This window comes from Haloferax sp. Atlit-12N (genome assembly GCF_003383095.1).
GTDB lineage: Archaea > Halobacteriota > Halobacteria > Halobacteriales > Haloferacaceae > Haloferax.
The window spans coordinates 628261-647280 of the sequence record NZ_PSYW01000002.1 but is presented as its reverse complement, the minus strand read 5'-3'; the positions used below and the strand labels follow the sequence as shown (position 1 = coordinate 647280).

Below are 19020 nucleotides of genomic sequence, written 5' to 3'. Positions count from 1 at the left end.
CGCTAGTTATCAAGTGTGATATTATCTGAAGAAATCGGGAGCTTTAGCTCTCACCGAAGTACGAGTTTCGAGAATCGGCTACAGTTCGCTCACGGTGACACCGAGCGCGAGGGCGGCGGCCCCGGTCGCGCCGCCACCCGTGGCCAGTGGCGTGGGGAGGGCAGACACGACGCCGATGACCGCCCCGACGAGGAGGAAGACGGCCATCCCGAGGAGCGTGGCGTCGAATCTCGTGATGAGGAGTCCGGGTGACACGGTCTAATTACATCTCATTAGTCGAACTGTCAAAATGTTTGTGGGTGCGGTCCTACTCGCCTCACTCTCTGACGGCTGGGTCAGTCGCGTCGGTGGGGTCCGATTTCGCGGCGTCGGCTCCGGAGTCGCGGACGCGGTGCGGCGTCGAGTCCACCGACGCTTCGGTTTCGGTCTCGTTTTCGACGGCGTCTTCGAGGAGCGCGAGGGACCGCTCGCGCTCGCCCCGCACCGAGCTATCGCGCAGTCCGAGTGAGATGGCGGTGTCGAAACAGCGGACGGCTTCCTCGTGGAGGCCGCGTTCGGCGAGGAAGAAGCCGCGGTTGTACCACGCTTGCGGGAGTCGCGGGTCGAGTTCGACGGCGCGCTCGGCGCGGTCGAGCGGCCCCGACGAGTCGCCGAGTTCCCACAGCGCGTACGCGAGGTTCGTCTCCGCGGCCGCGGCGTGCTCGCCGTCGTCGTCGATGCGGAGCGCCTCGCGGTACGCGCCGATTGCTTCGTCGTACTCGCCGAGTTGGGCGTGGGCGACGCCCTTGTTTACCCACGCCTCGCACGCCGTCGGCGAGTCCTCGTCGGCGTAGGCGACCGCCCGACTGAAACTGTCGACGGCCTGTTCGTACTCCTCGATGGCGACGTAGGCCAGTCCGACCTCGACGAGCGCCGCCGCGTCGACCGCCTCGGGGTCGAGTTCCGCCTCGTCCACCAGCTCGGCGAGGACGTGGTCGTCCGCGGGGTCGACGAGCCGTCCGTTCACCAGGTACGTCGGGGGTCCGAGGTCGAACCCGTCGTACGGGTCGCCGAACCCCTGTCCATCCGAGTAGCGGTGTCTACGCGTCGAAGCCATTCCTACACGTTGGCGGGGAACCGAGATAACGTGGTCGCCGGTCGCGGCATCCGGCCGGCCTCTGCTGAGCCATCCCTGCCGCTCATCCGCACGACGCCCATCCGCTGATGGATGCTATCTGGTAGCACTACACTATGCTTTCGCGGGTCGTACTCCACGATGGCGTTGGTGCGAGGCCGGACTGGTCGCCGCGGCGACGCCGGATGGGTACGCATGTCGACACGAACGGTCACAGAGGAGAACCGCACCCTGATTCGAACCGAGTTCGACCGGGCGTGGAACCGCGACGAACTCGACGCGCTCGACGAACTGTACGCCGACACCGTCCGCATCGCCACGACGCGAAGCGGGTCCGACGAGGCGCTCGTCACGCGCGAAGACATCAAGGAACTGCACGGCGAGTGGGACGGCGCGTTCCCGGACGCGACGACCGAAATCAACGAGCTAGTCGCCGAGGGCGACGCCGTGATGGTCTGGTGGACCCTCCGCGGCACGCATCTCGGGACGTTCCGCGGCATCGAGCCGACGGGCTCGCAGGTCGAAGTCGACGGGTTCAGCTACCGCCGCATCGACGAAGGAACCATCGTCGAAGTGAAAGACGCCGCGAGCATGGCGACGCTGTTCTCGCAACTCGGCGTCGAACTACCGGCGTAGCCAACGAGGGCATCGCCGCTGGCTCGAGTTTTTATGCACGTCTCCAGAGCCGTTACTCCGCTCACTATCGTTCGCAGAAGCGAGTGCGGGGGACGAGATTGTGAACCGTGCCGAGACGGTCACCCCCGCTGTCGCTCGGGTGCTGCGACTCGTCGTGTTCAAATCTCGTCCCCCGCACTTGACACTCGTCACGTAGTTCCTCGGTACAAGTGCGGGGGACGAGATTTGAACTCGCGAACCCCTACGGGAGCGGATCTTAAGTCCGCCGCTTTTGGCCTAGCTCAGCCACCCCCGCGCACTCTCCCGTTCTCCGAGGGGGTGAAAAGTGCTTTCGCTTTACCAGTCGACCGAGAGCGTCCCGTCGCCGTCGGGGTCGGGCGATAGCTCCTCGTCGGTTCGGCGGTCGATGACGTGGATGACGCCGCGGCCCTTCTTCGCCGGGCAGACCTCCGCAGCCTCGATGTTCTCGTCGAGTTCGTCCTCGCCGACGAAGTAGGACTTCGCGCGGGCGAGGCCGGTTTCGAGGTCCATCTCCCAGTTGTCGGCGACCTCGGCGCACCGGCCGGCCCCGAAGCACTTGTTCGCCTCGAAGATTATCTTGTAGGGCTTTTCGTCGACCGGCGGGGCGTTCTCGTCGGTTCCGAAGTCGCTCGGCTTCGGACGCTCGGACTCCTCGCTCATCGTCGGCCCTTGCCACGCGGTGGTCTTTGCGCTGTCGGTCGCGCGACGACCGTGCGGGCCGAGACTCACGAAACGCCTCGAACTTCTGGTACATCTGTCGAAGCTCACCTGCCGGGCTTCGAATCCGAGATACGGCGAGTGGGCGTACTGTATTATATCCGTGACATCCGGTCACATTGGGCTACTCCCGTTAAATGAGTCACCGACAGACGCAGCACCAGTCACGAATCCGTTCTTCAGATTTGATACTCAGGGGCGTGGTCTTATCACCGACCAGAAATCTTCTGGACCAATGGACGACGACAGCCACCTCCGGAGACGAGTGTCGTCGGTTCGCGCCTCCGTCCGGGCCGCGCTCGGGTCGCGCGCGGACGACGACGCTGAATCGGAAGGCGCAGGCGCGCAGACACACGACGACGCGCGAAGCGACGGCGGGGGAACTCCCTCGGCCGCTATCGAGACGAGGAACGGGGAGTCGACCGCCGCCGTCGATACCGACGCCGCGCTCGACGACCTCGACGACCTCTCCGCGGCTATCGAACGCTGTATCGAGGGCGACCTGACGGTCCGGGTCGAAGTCCCCGACGACCCGGCGCTCGCGCGCCACGCCCGCCTCCTCAACAAACTGTTCGAGGAGCGGCAGACCGCGATGCGGAACGTCGACGCCTTCGCCGACCAGGTCTCGGCATCGACCCGAATCGTGGCTGACGCCGCCGAGGAGAGCCGCGAGGAGAGCCGGTCGGTCGCGGGCTCCGTCGACGACATCGCGGCGGGCGCGCGCCGGCAGAGCGAGAGCGTCGAGGAGGTCGCAGACGAGATGCGGAACCTCTCGGCCACCATCGAGGAGGTCGCGGCCTCCGCCGACGAAATCAGGCACGCGACCGACGAGGCCGTCGACCGCGGCGACCGAGGGAAGCGCGCCGCCGAGACCGCCATCGACGAGTTGGCGGCCATCGGCGAGCGGACCGACGCGACGGTCGAGCGCGTCGCGGAACTCGACGACCGCATCGACGACATCACCGGCATCGCGACCAAAATCTCGGACATCGCGGAGCAGACGAACATCCTCGCGCTCAACGCCTCCATCGAGGCCGCCCGCGCGGGAGAGGCCGGTTCGGGCTTCGCCGTCGTCGCGGACGAGGTGAAGTCGCTCGCCGAGGAGACGCAGGCCGCGACCGCCGACATCGAATCGACAATCGAGACGATTCGCGCCCAGTCGGCCGCGACGGTCGAGGACATCACCGACACGAGCGAGCGCCTCGACGAGGGGAGCGAGACGATTCAGGACGCGCTGTCGGCGCTCGACGGCGTCGTCTCCGACCTCGAGGAGACGAACGGGAGCCTCCACGAGATTTCTGACGCCACGGACTCGCAGGCGGCGACCTCCCAAGAGGTCGTGAGCCAAGCGGACGGCGTCGGCGAGATAAGCGACGAAACCGCGGCGCTCGCGGCCGACGCCGCCGGGTCGGCGCGCCGACAGACCGTATCGCTCTCCGAGGCGGTGACGAAGATAGACGCGCTTTCGGACCAGGCGGCCCAGCTTCAGGACTCCATCGACGGCTACCGCCTCCACGCCGAGGCGACCGAGTCCGGACAGACCGTCGTCCAGTTCTGGCACGGCATGTCCGGCGACAAGGCGGCGGTGTTAGAGTCGCTCGTCGACGAGTTCAACGCCGACCACGACGGCGTCCGCGTCGACACCGCGTCGAAGGGGAGCTACCGCGGCACGTTCGACGCGACCCTCGCCGCGGCCCGGTCTGGAACGCCGCCGACCATCGCGCAACTGTACGAGGTCGGGACCCAGCGTGCCCTCGACAGCGGGGCGTTCGCCCCCGTCGAATCGGTGCTCCCCGACGGGGCGTCCGCGAGCGAACTCGTCCCCGAAATCGCGAACTACTACCGCCACGACGGCGCGCTCTGGTCGATGCCGTTCAACGCCTCGAACCCCGTGTTGTACTACAACGCCGACGCGTTCGAGCGGGCCGGACTCGACCCCGACGACCCGCCGGCGACGTTCGACGAGGTCACCTCGGCCGCGGCGACGCTGAAGACGAGCGGCGCGGTCGACTACGGCGCGACGTGGGCGAACTACAGCTGGTTCGTCGAGCAGTGGTTCGCGGCCGCCGGCGAGTGCCTCTTCGACGCCGACAACGGGCGGAGCGGTACCGCCCGAACCTCGAATCTCGACGGTCCGGTCGGGACGCGGGTGTTCGAGTGGTGGCGCGACCTCGAACAAAACGACCTGCTGTTCGACCCCGGCGTCGAGGCCCGGCGAGACGCGCGCGAGGCGTTCCTCGACGGCCGCGCCGCGATGCTCGTGGATTCCAGTTCGAGCGCCTCGTCGGTCGTTCGAGGGGCCGCCGACCGTGGGTTCGCCGCCGAAGTCGGGCGGTTCCCCGCGCCCGGGTCGTCACGCGAGGGCGTTGTCGTCGGCGGCGCGTCGCTGTGGGTCGCAGACGGCGTCGAATCCCGGGAACAGGCCGCCGCAGGTGAATTCATCGCGTGGCTGACCCGGCCCGAACAACAGCGCCGCTGGCACCGCCGGACGGGCTACTTCCCGGTTCACCGGCGGACGCGGGACCTCCTCCGCGACGACGGCTGGTTCGACGAGCACCCCGGCTTCGCGGTCGCGTTCGACCAACTGGCCGAGACTGACGACACGCCGGCCACCCGCGGCGCTCGCGTCGGCCCCTTCACGACTGTCAGGACCATCGTGTCGGAGGGACTGTCCGAACTGTTCGACGGCCGCGACCTCGACGCCGTGTTGGCGACGATGGACGAGCAGGTGTCGGCCCGGCTGTCGGAGTACGAGAACTCGGCGAACCGCTGACCGGGTGGGAGCGGGTCTGTCCGAGCCGGACCGAGTCGAAACGGACCGGCCGGCTGCGACGAGCCTCAGTAACCGCTCCTCAGCGACCGCCCCTCAGCGACCGCCCCTCAGCGACCGCCCGGTGATGCTTTCGCTATCGAGCCCTAATACCGGACGATGCGGCAGTCTCGTCGCTCGCGCTTCGGCGACTTGGTTCGCGCCGCCGGCCCCAGCGACCGCCGCCGATTCCTCGCCGACCTCTGGACCGCCCGCGGGTGGGAAACGACCGTCGAAGACGGCCTCGTCGTCGCCCGCCGAGGCGACCGAACCGAGCGACTCGCGGTCGGCTCCCGTCCTCGGTTTTCCCTGTCGCCGTCGGTTCCCGACGAGGCGACAGTCGTCGTCGCGCTCGGCGACCCCGCGCGAACTCGGCGCGCGGCCCCCGACGACGCCCGCGTCCTCTCAGTCGACGACCTCTACGAACTCGTCCGATACGGCCTCCCCGACGGCCGCGGCGACGACCTCGTCGCCGACCACTTCGGCGTCCGCCTCGCCGACTTGCCGGCCGACGGCGGAGGCGGTGGTGCAGGAAGTGCGGAGCGCGCAGGCGGCGCGCGGACCGGGCCGCTCGCGTCCGTGCTTCCTCCCGCGCTCTCGTCGCTCCCGGTCGCGCCGCTCCTCTTCGTCGCGCTCCTCCTCGCGGCGGTCGTCGTGACCGCCGGTTCGGGCGGCGTGCCGACGCTCGGTGACGCGCTGGGAGGGCAACAGCCGTCGTCCCCGACGCCGGCCGCGGCGACGACTTCCGACCCGACGCCGACGCCCGAACCGCGGGTGGTCGCTCCCGGCGTGACTACCGCAGGCGTCGAGAACGCGACGCTCCTCGCGGCGGCTCACCGGAGGGCCGCGGCGAACCGGTCGTACCGCTGGACGCTCGGCTACCGCGAGTCCATCGCCGGCGACGAGACGGGCCGCGAGGTCGAGGTCGTTCACGTCGAGGCCCCGCACGTCTACGTCTCCGAGGTGCAGCGCGCCGGGCGACTCAGGGCGTTCCCGCGCCCGACTGCCTCGGAGGACGCGTACGCCGACGGGAGCACGCGATACGCCCGCCGCCCCGCGGAACCGGACGGCGTCGCCGCTCGCGTCCTCGACCCGGACGTGCGCGACGGACCGGGTCGACAGGCCTCGCGCGCCGCCCGCTATCTCGACTGGTACCTCTCGGCGGACGAGACGAGCGTGGCACGCGTGACGACCCCGGCGAACGCGAGCGTCGAAAACGAGGTGGCGCTGTACCGAATCGAGGGCCGCGGCACCGACTTCCCGCGGTCGCGCGACTATCGGGTCGAAGCGGTCGTCGAAGAAGACGGGTTCGTCCGCTCGATGCGCGTCACCTACGAGACCCGCGACGGCCTCGGCGTCGAGGTCTGGTTCGCGTACGACGCGGTCGGCGAGACGACGGTCACGCGACCGGCGTGGCTCGACCGCGCCGACGGTTCGAACGGCGGCCGGACCGTCGTTCCGGCGAATGCGACCGGGCGCGTGCCACCGACCGAGGCCGTCCCGATATTCGCGGCGTTTACTGCTCGACGTCGACCGATTCGAGGACCACGTCGGACACCGGCTTGTCGTCGCGGTCGGTCGGGACAGAGCCGATGTCCTCGACGACGTCCATGCCGTCCGTGACCTTCCCGAAGACGGCGTGCTTGCCGTCGAGATGGGGCTGGGCGTCGAGCGTGATGAAGAACTGCGAGCCGTTCGTGTTGGGGCCGCGGTTCGCCATCGAGAGCACGCCGGGGCCGTCGTGGCTGAGGTCCGAGTGGAACTCGTCGTCGAAGGTGTAGCCGGGGCCGCCGCGGCCGGTCCCTGTCGGGTCGCCGCCCTGAATCATGAAGTCCGAGATGATGCGGTGGAAGAGGATGTCCTCGTAGAGAGGCTCGCCCTCCATCGTCTCGTCCGTCTCGGGGTGGACCCACGTCTTCTCGCCCGTCGCGAGGCCGACGAAGTTCTCGACCGTGTTCGGGACCTTGTCCTCGAAGAGTTCGACCGTGATGTCGCCCTTGTTCGTGTGGAGCGTGGCCGTTGGGTTGTCGCTCATACTCGACCCGTCGGGCGGGCGAGTGAAAACCGTGCCGCCTCCGGTTCGTCGCCGGTGACGCGGCTCTCCGGTTCACGGTCGGTGGCACGACCCCGTTCGGCCCGGGTCTTCCGGTCGGTTCCGCTGACTGTCACACCGACAGACGTTTTTCTCCCCCGCGACCGAGTGGTGTGAGATGACATCACAATTCGACGGAGGGCGGTCGGAATGAACGCCCGCTCGACCCTCGAACGGCTGTCGGAACTCGCCAACACCTACTTCGTCGGCCTCGTGCTCCTCGCGTCGGCCGCCGCGTTGGCGCAACCGGACCTGTTCACGTGGATTGCGCCCTACATCTCGCCGCTCCTCGGGCTCATCATGCTCGGGATGGGGCTGACGCTCCAACCCGTTGACTTCCGCCGACTCGCGGAGCGCCCGCGAGACGTGGCCATCGGCGCGCTCGCCCAGTGGCTCATCATGCCGACCGCCGCCTACGCGCTCACGGTGGTCCTCTCGCTCCCGCCGGAACTCGCCGTCGGCGTCATCCTCGTCGGCGCGGCCCCCGGCGGCACCGCCTCGAACGTCATGGCCTACCTCGGGAAAGGCGACGTGGCGCTCTCGGTCGCCATCACGACCGTCACCACGCTGGCCGCGCCGCTGGTCATGCCCGCGTGGGTCGTCGCGCTCGCCGGCGAACAGCTGCAGGTCGGCTTCATGGACCTGTTCGTCAACATCCTGCAAATCGTCTTCATCCCGGTCGTCCTCGGCTTCGCGCTCCGCCTCGTGCTCGACCGCAACGCGCCCGAGGTCGCCGAAGTCGGCCTCGACGTGTTCCCGCTCGTCTCGGTCCTGAGCATCGTCGCCATCGTCGCGGCCGTCGTCGGCCTCAACGTCGATACCATCCTCGGTGCGGGCGCGGCCGCCATCGGGGCCGTCGTCCTCCACAACGCCATCGGCCTCGGCACCGGCTACGGCACCGGCCGCCTCGCCGGGATGTCCGAGGACCGCGTCCGGACGACGACGTTCGAGGTCGGCCTCCAGAACAGCGGGCTCGCGGCGGCCCTCGCGCTGTCGTTCTTCTCGCCCGCCGCCGCCCTCCCGCCAGCGCTGTTCAGCGTCTGGCACAACATCACCGGCCCGCTCCTCGCCAGCTACTTCTCCCGGTCTGCGAGCGGCTCCGCCGGTGGCGCGCCGGCTGACGACTGAAACGCTCGTAACCGACGCGTCTTTTCCGTTATCCCCGTCCGCTCGGAACCTGCGCTGGATTAATGTATTGTGGAGAACAAGCACTACTGCATGGTACGAAACGTCGGCACGCTCGACCGGACTGTTCGCCTCGCGCTCGGCGCGCTCCTCGTCGTCGGCGGCGTCGGAAGCTACGCGGGGCTGTTCTCGCTCGGGTTCGGCCCGGTGCCCGCGGCGCTCGGAGCCGTGTTCGTCGCGGCCGTCGGCGTCATCCTGCTCGTGACCGGGTTCCGCCGGACGTGTCCGCTGTATCTTCCGTTCGGCATCGACACGTCCGACGACCGGAACTGACGCCCGGTATCGCCCCGACTCGTCCGCCTTTCTCGCTCCCCTAACTACAAGACACCCCACCGCGATGCGTCGGATATGCACACCGCGGAGACCGTGACGCTTACTCGCCTTCCCTCCGGCGTCCCGGTACAGACGACGGTTCACACCTACGAACCAGCCGACGGGACCGACGGCCCGACGCTCTACGTGCAGGCCGCCCAACACGGGCGCGAAATCAACGGCACCGAAGTGCTCCGCCGACTGCACGGCCGCCTCGAACGCGCGGAGCTTTCGGGCCGCGTCGTCGCCGTCCCCGTCGCCGACCCGCTGACGTTCGACCGCGTCTCCTACGTCACGCCCGAGGTGCTCGACTCCGTCAACTCCAACATGAACCGCGTCTGGCCGGGCGACGCCGACGGGTCGCTCCACCAGCGCATGGCCGCGAAGCTCTGGGAGTACATCAGCGACGCCGACGCCATCATCGACCTCCACACCGGGAGCCCGGACATGCTCACCCACACCGTCTACCTCCGGGGCGACGAGGCTTCCCGCGACCTCGCGCGGGCGTTCGGCGTCGATATCCTCCTCGCGGAGGCCGCGGGCGACGAGGCCGACGACGAGTGGACCGAACGGAGCTTCGACGGCAAACTCCGCGTGGCGGCCACGAACGCGGGCATTCCCTCCATCACCCCGGAACTCGCCCACAACAAACAGCTCGTCGAGCCGGCCATCGTCGCCGGCGTCGAGGGCGTGCTCAACGTCTGTCGCGACATGGGTATCCTCTCGGGCGCGGTCGAGTCGTGGGACGGCCGCATCTATCGCAACCACCTCGGCCGCGTGCAGGCCGCCGCCTCGGGCCTGTTCGTCGCCCGCGAGGACGTCGAACTCGGCCGCGAGGTCCGCCCCGGCGACCACCTCGGCTGGGTGTACGACCCGACCACCTACGAGGTACTGCAGGAGGTCGAAGCCGAGCGCGCGGGTCTCGTCTACTCTATCGCCCGCGAGGCGACCGTCACGGGCGGCGAGACGCTCGTCGGCATCGCGCTCCCGCTGGACGACGGCGAGGGCGACACCGAAGGGGACGACCCCTTCGACGAGGCCGACGGCGACCTCGACATATAGGGCAGAAAACAGTTATTCGAGCCGGCGGTCGGGCGTGTATGGACCGCCGCGCCGCGTTCTCGCTTCTCTTGGTTCTCCTCGTCGTCGCGGCGGGCACCGTCTTCGTCCTCGACAGGGAGGCCCAACGGCGGGCGATAGCGGCGGAAGAAACGCGCCTCCAGACCGAACTGGCGGCCAGCGAGTGCGTCACGACGTACGGCACGTCGGCGACCGTCAGCGACGAGTCGGCGTCGGTCGTCGGCCGGAGCCTCGACGGGTGGACGGTCCGCGTCTCGCATCCGTACTGGTACAGCACGAACCGGTCACACGCCGACGCGTCGTCAGAATCGGTCTACGTCGTGGGCGTGGAGTCAGTTCGGTACGTCGGCGGTGAGTCGGTAGGGCCGACGTGTTGAAGCGAGAGCGTTCGAGTCGGTTTTAGAACGCGCGCAGGTCTTCGAGCACGGCTTCCGCGTCGCCGGAGGCGATGGTCTCGCGGGCCATCTCCAGCCCCTCGTCGATGGTTTCCGCGTCCTCGCGGGCGTAGATGCGGAGCGCCGCGTTGAGGGCGACGGCGTCGGCGAAGCGGTCCTCGCGGTCGCCGGCGAGCACGGCTTCGGTGATTTCGGCGGAGTCGCCGGCCACGTCGTCCTCGTCGACGCCGAGGTCGTCGTACTCGAAGTCCATGCCGTACTCGGCGGTCTCGATGTCGAAGTCGTCGAAGGTGGCCTCGCCGTCGTCGCCGGCGGTCCACTCGGCGACCTTCGTGTAGCCGGGGCGGATGTCGTCGTAACCTTCCATGCCCTGGAACATGAGGACGCGGTCGAGGTCGTGGTGCTCGCTCGCCTCGAAGGTGTCGACCATCTTCTTGGCGAACGCGAGGTGGTAGAACGACCCGAGGTGAACCGAGGCGTTCGCGGGGTTGGCGATGGTCTCGATGGTGTTGACGAACGTCCGGACGCCCATGTTGTCGCGGCGCTCCCAGAGGGCGTGGATGGCGGGGTTAAACCGCGGCTGATAGTAGAAGCCGAAGCCGGTGTCGTCGACCATGTCGGCGGATTCCTCGGGGTCGAGTTCCGTGCGGACGCCGAGTTCGTCGAGGACGTGCTTGTAGGCGTCCTGCTTCTGGGTCGGGACGCGGTCGCCGGAGTGGACGACGACGGGTGTGCCGGCCGCGGCGGCGACGACGCCGGCGGCGACGCCGAGGATGGCGGTCTTGCCCTTGCCGTCGTAGTTCGCGCCGCAGTCGACGGGGTCGGCGTCGGGTTCGGCGTACTCGACGCGTTCGGCCATCACGTCGGCGTAGGCGGCGAGTTCCTCCGCGTTGTTGTGCTTCCAGCGGTTGGCGAGCCAGAACGCGCCAAGCGTCGTGTGGTCCGGTTCGCCGGCGAGGATGCGGCGCATCGCCTCGGACGCCTGCTCGCGGCTCATGTCCTCGGCGGACTTCGTCCCTGTGCCGACGACTTCCGTCATCAGACGCTTCAGCGGCCATTCCCCGAACTCGCTGTCGACTACTGCCATGCGCCTGTGTTCGGGCGAGCGGTCAAAAAACGTCCCGTTCGGTCCCGTCGCCCGGGAGCGACGACGCCGTCCGAAAGCGATAGGCTTCCCGACTCCTAACGCCGGGTAATGAGCGCGTTGTCGGACGATTGGCGGGACGGCATCGACGAGGTCGATGCGGCGCTTATCGACGAATACCAAAGCGGCTTCCCGGTCGAACGGCGGCCGTTCCGCGTCGTCGCCGCGGAGTTAGGCATCGACGAGGACGACGCCCTCGACCGCGTCCGTCGGCTCCGCGAAGACGGTATCTTCCGGCGGTTCGGGCCGGTCCTCAACCCGCCGGTCATCGGCAGTTCGACGCTCGCGGCCGTCTCGGCTCCCGAGGAACGCTTCGAGGAGGTCGCCGAACTCATCAACGGCTACCGGCAGGTGAACCACAACTACCGCCGCGCCCACGAGTGGAACATGTGGTTCGTCGTCACCGCCGGCTCCCGCGAGGCGCGCGACCGCATCCTCGCCGAAATCGAGGAGCGAACCGGCTGTGAGGTGCTGAACCTCCCGATGCTCACCGACTACTACATCGACCTCGAGTTCCCCATCGTCAACGACGACCGCTTCGCCCGCGAGAGCCTCGGCGCGACCGACGTGAGCGCCACCCGAATCTCCGAGGACGCGACCGGCGACCTCTCGTCGCTCGAAGCCCGCCTGCTCGTGGAGATTCAGGGCGGCTTCCCGCTGTCGAAGACGCCCTACCGGGACGTGGCCGACGCCCTCGACGCCGAGGTCGACGACGTGCTCGTCGCCGTCGAGCGTCTGCTCGCCGACGGCTGTATCAAGCGCATCGGCTGCGTCGTCAACCACATCGTCACCGGCTTTCGGAACAACTGCATGGTCGTCTGGAACGTCCCCGACGACGAACTCGACGCCCGCGGCGAGGCCGTCGGGAGCCTCCCGTACGTCACGCTCTGTTATCACCGGCCGCGCCGCCCCGAACAGGGCTGGGAGTACAACCTGTTTACCATGATTCACGGCCGGGACGCCGACGCCGTCGACGAGAAGATAGACGAACTCGCCGCCGACCACCTGCCGTTCGACCACGAGCGACTCTACTCGACGGCGAAACTGAAGCAGACCGGCGCGCAGTACGAGGAACTCGTGAGTTCGGACGACTGAGGACAGAACAAAACTCGCTTTTCGACGCTCGCGCCGGCGGCCGCGCTACTGCCCGCTACCGCGAGAGCGGCGACATCCGGTAGAGCATCCGCGCGGCCTGCGCGACGCCGGTCTTCGCCAGCGACCCGCTCTTGAGCGCGCCGAGTTTCGCGTAGTAGCCGGATTTGAACGCGCCCTTCTTGGCGAGGAGCGCGCTCCCGAGCGCCCCGCGCTTGGCGTAGTACGCGGACTTTCGGCCGGCCGCGCCGGCGTAGTGTTTCGTGCTCGTCGGAATCGGCGTCCGCCGGCCCTGCACCTCGGTCGAGCCGTTGCGGATGGCGTCCAAGATGTCGTCACCGCTGAGGGACGCGCGCGACACGTCGGGGATGTCGATTTCCGTGTAGGCGCGGCCGACGTACCCGACTTTGTGGGCGTCGCTGCCGGCGACGCCGGGGTACTGGCGGTTCGCCGCGAACCGGCGGGCGCGGCGGTTCTTGTAACCCGTGAAGAGCCACGAGTTGTACGTCTCGATGGCGTCGAAGGCGTCGCCGCCCGCGGCGTCGTGATACCGGCCGAGCCGACGGCGACCGATGCCGTGTCGGCTCCGCTGGAAGGGGTGCGGGACGATGGCGACGCCGCCGCGCTCGCGCACCCAGCGGGCCGTCTCGTCCAGCGGGCGACGACGCGGCGGAAGCTCCTCCACGCCGAGCGCGAGGAGGTGGCCGTCGGCCGTCGAGACTTCCACGCCGGGGATGCCGACGAGGCCGTACATCGGTGCGAGTTGCGCCGCTCGAAGGGACTCGTCGATGACGTCGTGGTCGGTGACGACGACGGCGTCCAACCCGATTTCGGCGGCCTGCTCCAAGATGAGCTCCACCGGGTCGTGCGCGTCGTACGAGCCTTCCGAGTGCACGTGGGGGTCGATGCGGACGGTCAGCGCGGACACGACTTCTCGTTAGGCTTCGGTAACGAAAAAGACACGCCCGAATCGTGCTAGCTCGCGGCACTGCGGTCCATCGGTCGGTGAACACCGAAACCAGATGTTTGAGGCCTCGAAAACGGTGGTTTCGGGAAAACATCATGTCGCCGACGTAAATTCGCTTCAGCGAATCTTTAGGAATTATCGTGTCGAACGTGTGCACATGGCATCCGAAGACCGCTTTCGCCCCGCCGTCGACCTCGCGGACCTCCGTGAGTCGGGCCGCGAACTGGTCGCGCTAGATGGACGCTCTATCGTCCTTTTCGACCACGAGGGCTCCGTCAGGGCCACAGATAACGCTTGTCCGCACATGGGTTTCCCCCTCGCCCGCGGCACCGTTGACGAGGGCGTGCTGACCTGTCACTGGCACCACGCCCGGTTCGAACTCTCCTGCGGCGACACCTTCGACCCGTGGGCCGACGACGTGCGGACCTACCCAGTGGAGGTGCGCGACGGGACGGTCTACGTCGACCCGAACCCCGACCCGGACGACCCGCCGGCGGTCCGCTGGTCGAACCGGCTGGAAGACGGCCTCGAACAGAACCTCCGGCTGGTCGTCGCGAAGTCCGTCATCGGCCTCCTCGACGCCGGCGTCGAGCCGACGGAGCCGCTTTCGACCGGCGTCCGGTTCGGCTGTCGCTACCGGCGCGACGGCTGGGGGTCGGGGCTCACCATCCTGACCGCGATGGCGAACGTCCTCTCCGACCTCGCCCCCGACGACCGAAAGCGCGCGCTCTATCAGGGGCTCGTCCACGTCGCGGGCGACGTCTCAGACGAACCGCCGCAGTTCGAACAGGACGCCCTCGGCGCGACCGACACCGACTTCGACCGCCTGCGGTCGTGGTTCCGCGAGAACGTCGAGGTCCGCGACCCGGACGGCGCGGAACGCGTCCTCCGGACCGCCATCGCGGCCGGGCACGACGACGCCGAACTCGCCGGCATGGTCGCCGCCGCGGCCACCGACCACCGCTACCTCGACACGGGGCACGTTCTCGACTTCGTGAACAAGGCCTGCGAGGCGCTCGACCACGTCGGCTGGGACCGCGCCGACGAGGTCCTCCCGAGCCTCGTCCGCGGACTCGCCCGCGCCGACCGCGCCGAGGAGTCCGCCGAGTGGCGTCGCCCAATCGACCTCGCGGGCACGCTCGACGACGTGTTCGCCGACCTCGACGACCACGTCGCCGCCGGCGCGGGCGAGACGTGGTCCCGCCCGGACGACCTGCTCGATACCCTCCTCGGCGACGACCCACACGTCATCGTCGACGCGCTGACCGAGGCGATTCGAAGCGGCGCGACGCCCGCCCAACTCGCCGATGTCGTCGCCTTCGCCGCCGGGACCCGCGTCGCGCGGTTCTCGACCACCAACGAGTTCGGCGACTGGAACACGGTCCACCACACGTTCACCTACGCCAACGCGGTCCATCGGCTCGCCGAGCGGACGGGCGCGAAAGAGCTCTACCGCGGCGCGTTCGACGCCGCCATCAACGTCTACCTCGACCGGTTCCTGAACACGCCGCCGGCCCCGCTTCCCGACCCGGCCCCCGACGCCGACCCCGCGGAAGCACTCGAAACGCTGTCCGCGGCGTTCGACGCCGAGGGGCGGGTGAACGACGCCGGCCGGGCGGTCGCGGGGTTCCTCGACGGCGGCGGCGATCCGGCGAGGCTCCGCCGCGAACTCGGTGGCGCGCTGCTCCGCGAGGACGCCGGCTTCCACACCTATCAGGCGCTCGAAGCCGGGTTCAGACAGGCGGCGACGCGGCCGCCCGAGGAGGCTCGGACGCTTCTCGTCGGCGTCGCGCGCTACCTCGCGGCGCACTCGCCGACGCGCCGGGAGCGAGAACAGACGTTCAGCATCGCCGCGCGACTCCAGCGCGGCGAGTCGGTGTACGGTGAGGACGTCGAAGACGCGGCCCGCTGACCCCGCGCCGGGGTCGTCGCGTCGGCTCCCGACGCTGTCGCCGTCGCCTCTTTTCTACTGCTCGGCGATTCGCTCGCCCGCGTCGACGCCGCTCCAGAGCGCGGCGTGGACCCGGCCCTCGCCGACCGTCCAGTCGCCAGCGAAGTAGAGGCCGTGAGACTCCCCGCGGCGGAGTATCTCGCGGTCGGCGACGCCGTCGGGGAGGGCGTACCGCCAGCCTTGGTCGTCTACCCAGTCGGGGTCGCGCAGGCGCTCGTCGTCGAGGAGTTCGGCGACCATCCCGGCGACCTCGTCGGCCGCGTCGTCGAGGGGGTCGTCGTAGTGCGCCTCGGACCACTCGGGGCTCGGTTGGACGACGAGCAGGCTCTCGCCGTCGGGGACGTGGCCCTCCTTGCACTCCTCGCGGGCGACCCAGCCGACCGGGTGGGTCTTGTCGGGGTTGACGAGGGCGTACCACGGCTCCTCGCGCTCGAAGGGGTAGTGGAGGACGACGGTTCGAACCGTCCGGTACTCGACGCTCCCGATGGCCTCGCGGAGCGCGACCATGCACTGGTCGCCCCAGCCCATCTCGGTGAGAATCCCGGCCGTCTGCGGGGCCGGCGGCGTCAGGAGCACCGAGTCGAACGGGCCGTGGCGCGTCCCCGCCTCGTCGACGACGGACCAGTAGCCGCTGTCGGGGTTGTGGTCGATGGCGGCCACGCGCGTCTCTCGCTCGACGGTCGCTTCGGTCTCCGCGAGCAGGCGCTTCGCCAGTTGGGTGATGCCCTCGGTCCACGTCCACTTGTGTTGGTCTCGGTTGTCGCCTTCCGAGATGACGCCGTCGCCGTCGAACGTCCAGACTGGCTCGTCGATGTTGACCAACCCGTCCGCGCCCAGTCCGCGGACGAGCTGCGCCGTTCGCCGGTCGTAGTCTTTCACGTAGTTCGCGCCGTGGTCGTACCGACAGCCGTGTCGGCGGCGCGTCGCGGCGCGCCCGCACACGCCGCGGCTCTTCTCGAGAATCGTGACGTTCGCGTTCGCCTCGCGGAGCGCGTAGGCCGCGCCAGCCCCAGCGGCCCCGGCTCCGACGATGCACACGTCGCGAGTCATCTCGCCACCCCGCGTGTGAGTCCAGCCAGCATTGGTCAAACGTGAGGCTTCGAGGCGCTAAAAGACTCGCAACGCGGCGGGATTGGGGACCGCGCCCACGCCTCCACCCCGGCCGGAGGCGAAAACGATTCACGTCGCGCCGCCGGAGTCCGGGTATGTACGACTCGGTCATCTTCGACCACGACGGCGTGTTGACCACGCTCGTCGAACTCACTCCCCTCCGCGACGCGACGTGGGACGCCTTCGCCGAACTCGGCGTCGCCGACCCCGACCCGGACCACGTCGAGCAGGTGGTCATCCACGTCACGCCCGAGGACGTGCGCGCCGCCGCCGAGCCCTACGACCTCGACCCCGAGACGCTGTTCCGCGTCCGCGACGAACTCCAGTCGGCCGCCCAACAGCGGGCCATCGCCGACGGCCAGAAGGTTCCCTACGACGACTTCGACGCGCTCCGCCGCATCGACGCCCCGATGGGCATCGTCTCCAGCAACCAGCAGGCGACCATCGACTTCGTCGTCGACCACCTCGACGCCGCGGACCTGTTCGGCACCGCCTATGGTCGCGAGCCCTCGATGACGAGTCTCCACCGCAAGAAGCCCGAACCCTACTACCTCGAACGCGCCATGGCCGACCTCGGCGTCGAATCGCCGCTGTTCGTCGGCGACAGCGACAGCGACATCGCCGCCGCCGAGGCCGCGGGCGTCGACTCCGCGTTCATCCGCCGCGGCCACCGCGCCGACCACACGCCGACGCCCGATCCGACCCACGAAATCGCCGGCCTCGACGACCTGCTCGAACTCGACGGCGTGCCGGTCGTCGGCGACGCGTCCACCGCGTCCGGCCCTGCAGCTGACGGCGGCCGCGAGAACGGAGCGCCGTCTCGATGACCCGGTCGCTTCCCCGCATCGGCCTCGGGACGATGGGCCTCGACACGCCCGACGAGGCCGCCGCCGTGACGACGGCGCTGGAGTTGGGTTACCGCCACGTCGATACCGCGCAGATTTACGGGAACGAGGCGGTCGTCGGCGACGCGCTCGCGGCGGCCGGCGTACCCCGCGAGGACGTGACGCTCGCCACCAAGGTCTGGGCGGACAGCCTCGCGCCCGCCGACGTGCGCCGGACGACCCGCGAGAGTCTCGAAAAGCTCGGAACTGACTACATCGACCTCCTGTATGTCCACCGCCCCATCGACACCTACGACCCCGAGGCGACGCTTGCGGCCTTCGACGAACTCGTCGACGACGGCCTCGCCCGCGGCGTCGGCGTGAGCAACTTCACCGTCGCCGAGTTGGACGAGGCGCTCGACCTGCTCGACGCGCCGCTCGTCGCCCACCAGACAGAGTACCACCCGCTGTTCCAGCGCCCCGAACTCCTCGACCACGCCGAGGAACACGGCTACGACGTTGTCGCCTACTCGCCGCTTTCGGGGGGCCGCGTCCGCGACGTGGACGAGGTCGTCGCAGTCGCGGAGAAACACGACGCGACGCCCGAAGCGGTGAGCCTCGCGTGGCTGGCCGCGAAGGGGCTGTGTCCCATCCCGAAGGCGTCGAGCGAGCGCCACCTCCGGGCGAACCTCGACGCCGTCTCGCTGGAACTCGACGCGGGCGACGTGGGGGCCATCGACGGTATCGAATCTGAGGCTGAACTGTTTCCTGAGTGACGAGTCAGTCGCTCGGCACCGTCTCGAAGTCTCAATTTCGATACTAGTCCCGGAACGATTATAATAAGACGGGCGAGTGTCCGACCATGCGGATTCCGAGTGGGGTAAGCGGGTTCGACGAACTCATCCAGGGGGGCTTCCTCCCGCGCCGACTGTACGTGCTGAGCGGACCGCCGGGGAGCGGGAAGACGACGTTCACGTCGCAGTTCATGGCCGAGGGGCTTCGTAACGGCGAGAAGTGCATGTACATCACCATGCACGAGACCGAGGACGAACTCGTCAACGACATGTCGAGTTTCGACTTCGGCTTCGAGACGCTCGCCAGTTCCGAGGGCTTTCGCTTCATCAATCTCGTGAGCCCGAAGGGGAAACACATCCTCAACCAGTTCTCCCAGAGCGGGGGGTCGTCGAGCGTCCAGAGCCTCACCGACAAAATCGTCGCGTTCGTCAACTCCCGGCAGGTCGACCGCCTCGTCATCGACTCGACGATGTTGCTCCGGCTGTTCTTCGCCAACGGCTCCGAGGAGATGACGCGGTTTCTGACGGCGCTCAAGCAGGGTGACGCCACGACGCTTCTCATCTCCGAGATGACCGACCCTTCGTCGTACTCCGACGAGCACTTCCTCGCCCACGGCGTGGTGTTCTTCCACAACTATCTGGAGGCGACGGGCATGACGCGCGGCATCCAGGTCATCAAGATGCGCGGGACGAACATCGACTGCAACATCCGGTCGCTCGAGTTCACCGACAACGGACTGGTCGTCGACCCCCGGTCGAAGGTCGACCTCTGAGGTA

At 68.7% G+C, this 19020-nt stretch carries 19 protein-coding genes and 1 tRNA gene; 12 read left to right on the top strand and 8 right to left on the bottom strand.

The features are described 5' to 3' along the window. Positions 1-78: 78 nt before the first annotated feature. Together C5B90_RS20830 and C5B90_RS11615 are read right to left on the bottom strand one after the other, a co-directional pair. Entirely contained in the window at positions 79-255 is a 177-nt protein-coding gene (locus C5B90_RS20830; RefSeq protein ID WP_199517480.1) for a hypothetical protein, read from the bottom strand. Positions 256-316: 61 nt separating this feature from the next. Further along, positions 317-1096 (bottom strand): tetratricopeptide repeat protein, encoded by a 780-nt coding sequence (locus C5B90_RS11615; RefSeq protein WP_115881611.1) that lies wholly within the window; start codon positions 1094-1096, stop codon positions 317-319. A gap of 213 nt (positions 1097-1309) precedes the next feature. On the opposite strand from C5B90_RS11615, the gene C5B90_RS11610 reads away from it, so the two are divergent. Then, complete coding sequence (locus C5B90_RS11610; protein ID WP_115881609.1) at positions 1310-1750, top strand: ester cyclase; 441 nt, start codon at positions 1310-1312, stop codon at positions 1748-1750. A gap of 210 nt (positions 1751-1960) precedes the next feature. Here the strand turns inward: C5B90_RS11610 and C5B90_RS11605 are convergent. Then, a tRNA-Leu gene (locus C5B90_RS11605) sits at positions 1961-2045 on the bottom strand. A 41-nt stretch (positions 2046-2086) separates the two neighbouring features. Then, positions 2087-2431 (bottom strand): ferredoxin, encoded by a 345-nt coding sequence (locus tag C5B90_RS11600; protein WP_058566604.1) that lies wholly within the window; start codon positions 2429-2431, stop codon positions 2087-2089. Between the two features lie 292 nt (positions 2432-2723). Here C5B90_RS11600 and C5B90_RS11595 point away from each other — a divergent pair, with 292 nt between their 5' ends. Then, positions 2724-5261: an extracellular solute-binding protein gene (locus C5B90_RS11595; protein WP_115881607.1), complete on the top strand. Its 2538-nt coding sequence runs from the start codon at positions 2724-2726 to the stop codon at positions 5259-5261. A 156-nt stretch (positions 5262-5417) separates the two neighbouring features. Continuing rightward, entirely contained in the window at positions 5418-6920 is a 1503-nt protein-coding gene (locus tag C5B90_RS11590; protein ID WP_233511970.1) for a hypothetical protein, read from the top strand. On the opposite strand, the gene C5B90_RS11585 is transcribed toward C5B90_RS11590, so the two are convergent. After that, a complete protein-coding gene (locus C5B90_RS11585; protein WP_115881605.1) occupies positions 6814-7332 on the bottom strand; it encodes a peptidylprolyl isomerase in 519 nt (172 codons plus the stop codon). The two genes, C5B90_RS11590 and C5B90_RS11585, sit on opposite strands and share 107 nt — an antisense overlap. Before the next feature lie 207 nt (positions 7333-7539). On the opposite strand from C5B90_RS11585, the gene C5B90_RS11580 reads away from it, so the two are divergent. The 4 genes from C5B90_RS11580 (at position 7540) to C5B90_RS11565 (ending at position 10343) form a co-directional block, all read left to right on the top strand. Further along, a complete protein-coding gene (locus C5B90_RS11580) occupies positions 7540-8517 on the top strand; it encodes a bile acid:sodium symporter family protein (protein WP_115881603.1) in 978 nt (325 codons plus the stop codon). Between the two features lie 90 nt (positions 8518-8607). Further along, entirely contained in the window at positions 8608-8847 is a 240-nt protein-coding gene (locus C5B90_RS11575) for a DUF2892 domain-containing protein (protein WP_115881601.1), read from the top strand. A gap of 75 nt (positions 8848-8922) precedes the next feature. After that, entirely contained in the window at positions 8923-9948 is a 1026-nt protein-coding gene (locus C5B90_RS11570; protein ID WP_115881599.1) for a succinylglutamate desuccinylase/aspartoacylase family protein, read from the top strand. A 38-nt stretch (positions 9949-9986) separates the two neighbouring features. Next, positions 9987-10343: a hypothetical protein gene (locus C5B90_RS11565; protein ID WP_115881597.1), complete on the top strand. Its 357-nt coding sequence runs from the start codon at positions 9987-9989 to the stop codon at positions 10341-10343. 22 nt (positions 10344-10365) lie between these two features. Here the strand turns inward: C5B90_RS11565 and C5B90_RS11560 are convergent, their stop codons facing one another. Further along, complete coding sequence (locus tag C5B90_RS11560) at positions 10366-11448, bottom strand: anthranilate phosphoribosyltransferase (protein WP_115881595.1); 1083 nt, start codon at positions 11446-11448, stop codon at positions 10366-10368. A 108-nt stretch (positions 11449-11556) separates the two neighbouring features. On the opposite strand from C5B90_RS11560, the gene C5B90_RS11555 reads away from it, so the two are divergent. Further along, on the top strand, positions 11557-12600 hold the full coding sequence (locus C5B90_RS11555) for an Lrp/AsnC family transcriptional regulator (protein WP_115881594.1): 1044 nt from the start codon (positions 11557-11559) through the stop codon (positions 12598-12600). Between the two features lie 55 nt (positions 12601-12655). On the opposite strand, the gene C5B90_RS11550 is transcribed toward C5B90_RS11555, so the two are convergent. Beyond that, the gene (locus C5B90_RS11550; RefSeq protein WP_115881593.1) at positions 12656-13525 is read right to left on the bottom strand and encodes a PHP domain-containing protein; all 870 of its coding nucleotides are present in this window, start codon (positions 13523-13525) and stop codon (positions 12656-12658) included. Between the two features lie 196 nt (positions 13526-13721). Here C5B90_RS11550 and C5B90_RS11545 point away from each other — a divergent pair, with 196 nt between their 5' ends. Then, positions 13722-15476 carry a Rieske 2Fe-2S domain-containing protein gene (locus C5B90_RS11545; RefSeq protein ID WP_115881592.1) on the top strand — a complete coding sequence of 585 codons (1755 nt, stop codon included), beginning with the start codon at positions 13722-13724 and terminating at the stop codon, positions 15474-15476. A 54-nt stretch (positions 15477-15530) separates the two neighbouring features. Here the strand turns inward: C5B90_RS11545 and C5B90_RS11540 are convergent, their stop codons facing one another. Further along, complete coding sequence (locus tag C5B90_RS11540; RefSeq protein ID WP_058826043.1) at positions 15531-16565, bottom strand: NAD(P)/FAD-dependent oxidoreductase; 1035 nt, start codon at positions 16563-16565, stop codon at positions 15531-15533. Positions 16566-16720: 155 nt separating this feature from the next. On the opposite strand from C5B90_RS11540, the gene C5B90_RS11535 reads away from it, so the two are divergent. The 3 genes from C5B90_RS11535 (at position 16721) to C5B90_RS11525 (ending at position 19016) form a co-directional block, all read left to right on the top strand. Then, positions 16721-17452 (top strand): HAD family hydrolase, encoded by a 732-nt coding sequence (locus C5B90_RS11535; RefSeq protein WP_115881591.1) that lies wholly within the window; start codon positions 16721-16723, stop codon positions 17450-17452. Continuing rightward, entirely contained in the window at positions 17449-18225 is a 777-nt protein-coding gene (locus tag C5B90_RS11530; protein ID WP_115881590.1) for an aldo/keto reductase, read from the top strand. The genes C5B90_RS11535 and C5B90_RS11530 overlap by 4 nt, the downstream gene beginning before the upstream one ends. Before the next feature lie 86 nt (positions 18226-18311). Next, a complete protein-coding gene (locus C5B90_RS11525) occupies positions 18312-19016 on the top strand; it encodes an ATPase domain-containing protein (RefSeq protein WP_115881589.1) in 705 nt (234 codons plus the stop codon). Positions 19017-19020 lie beyond the last annotated feature (4 nt).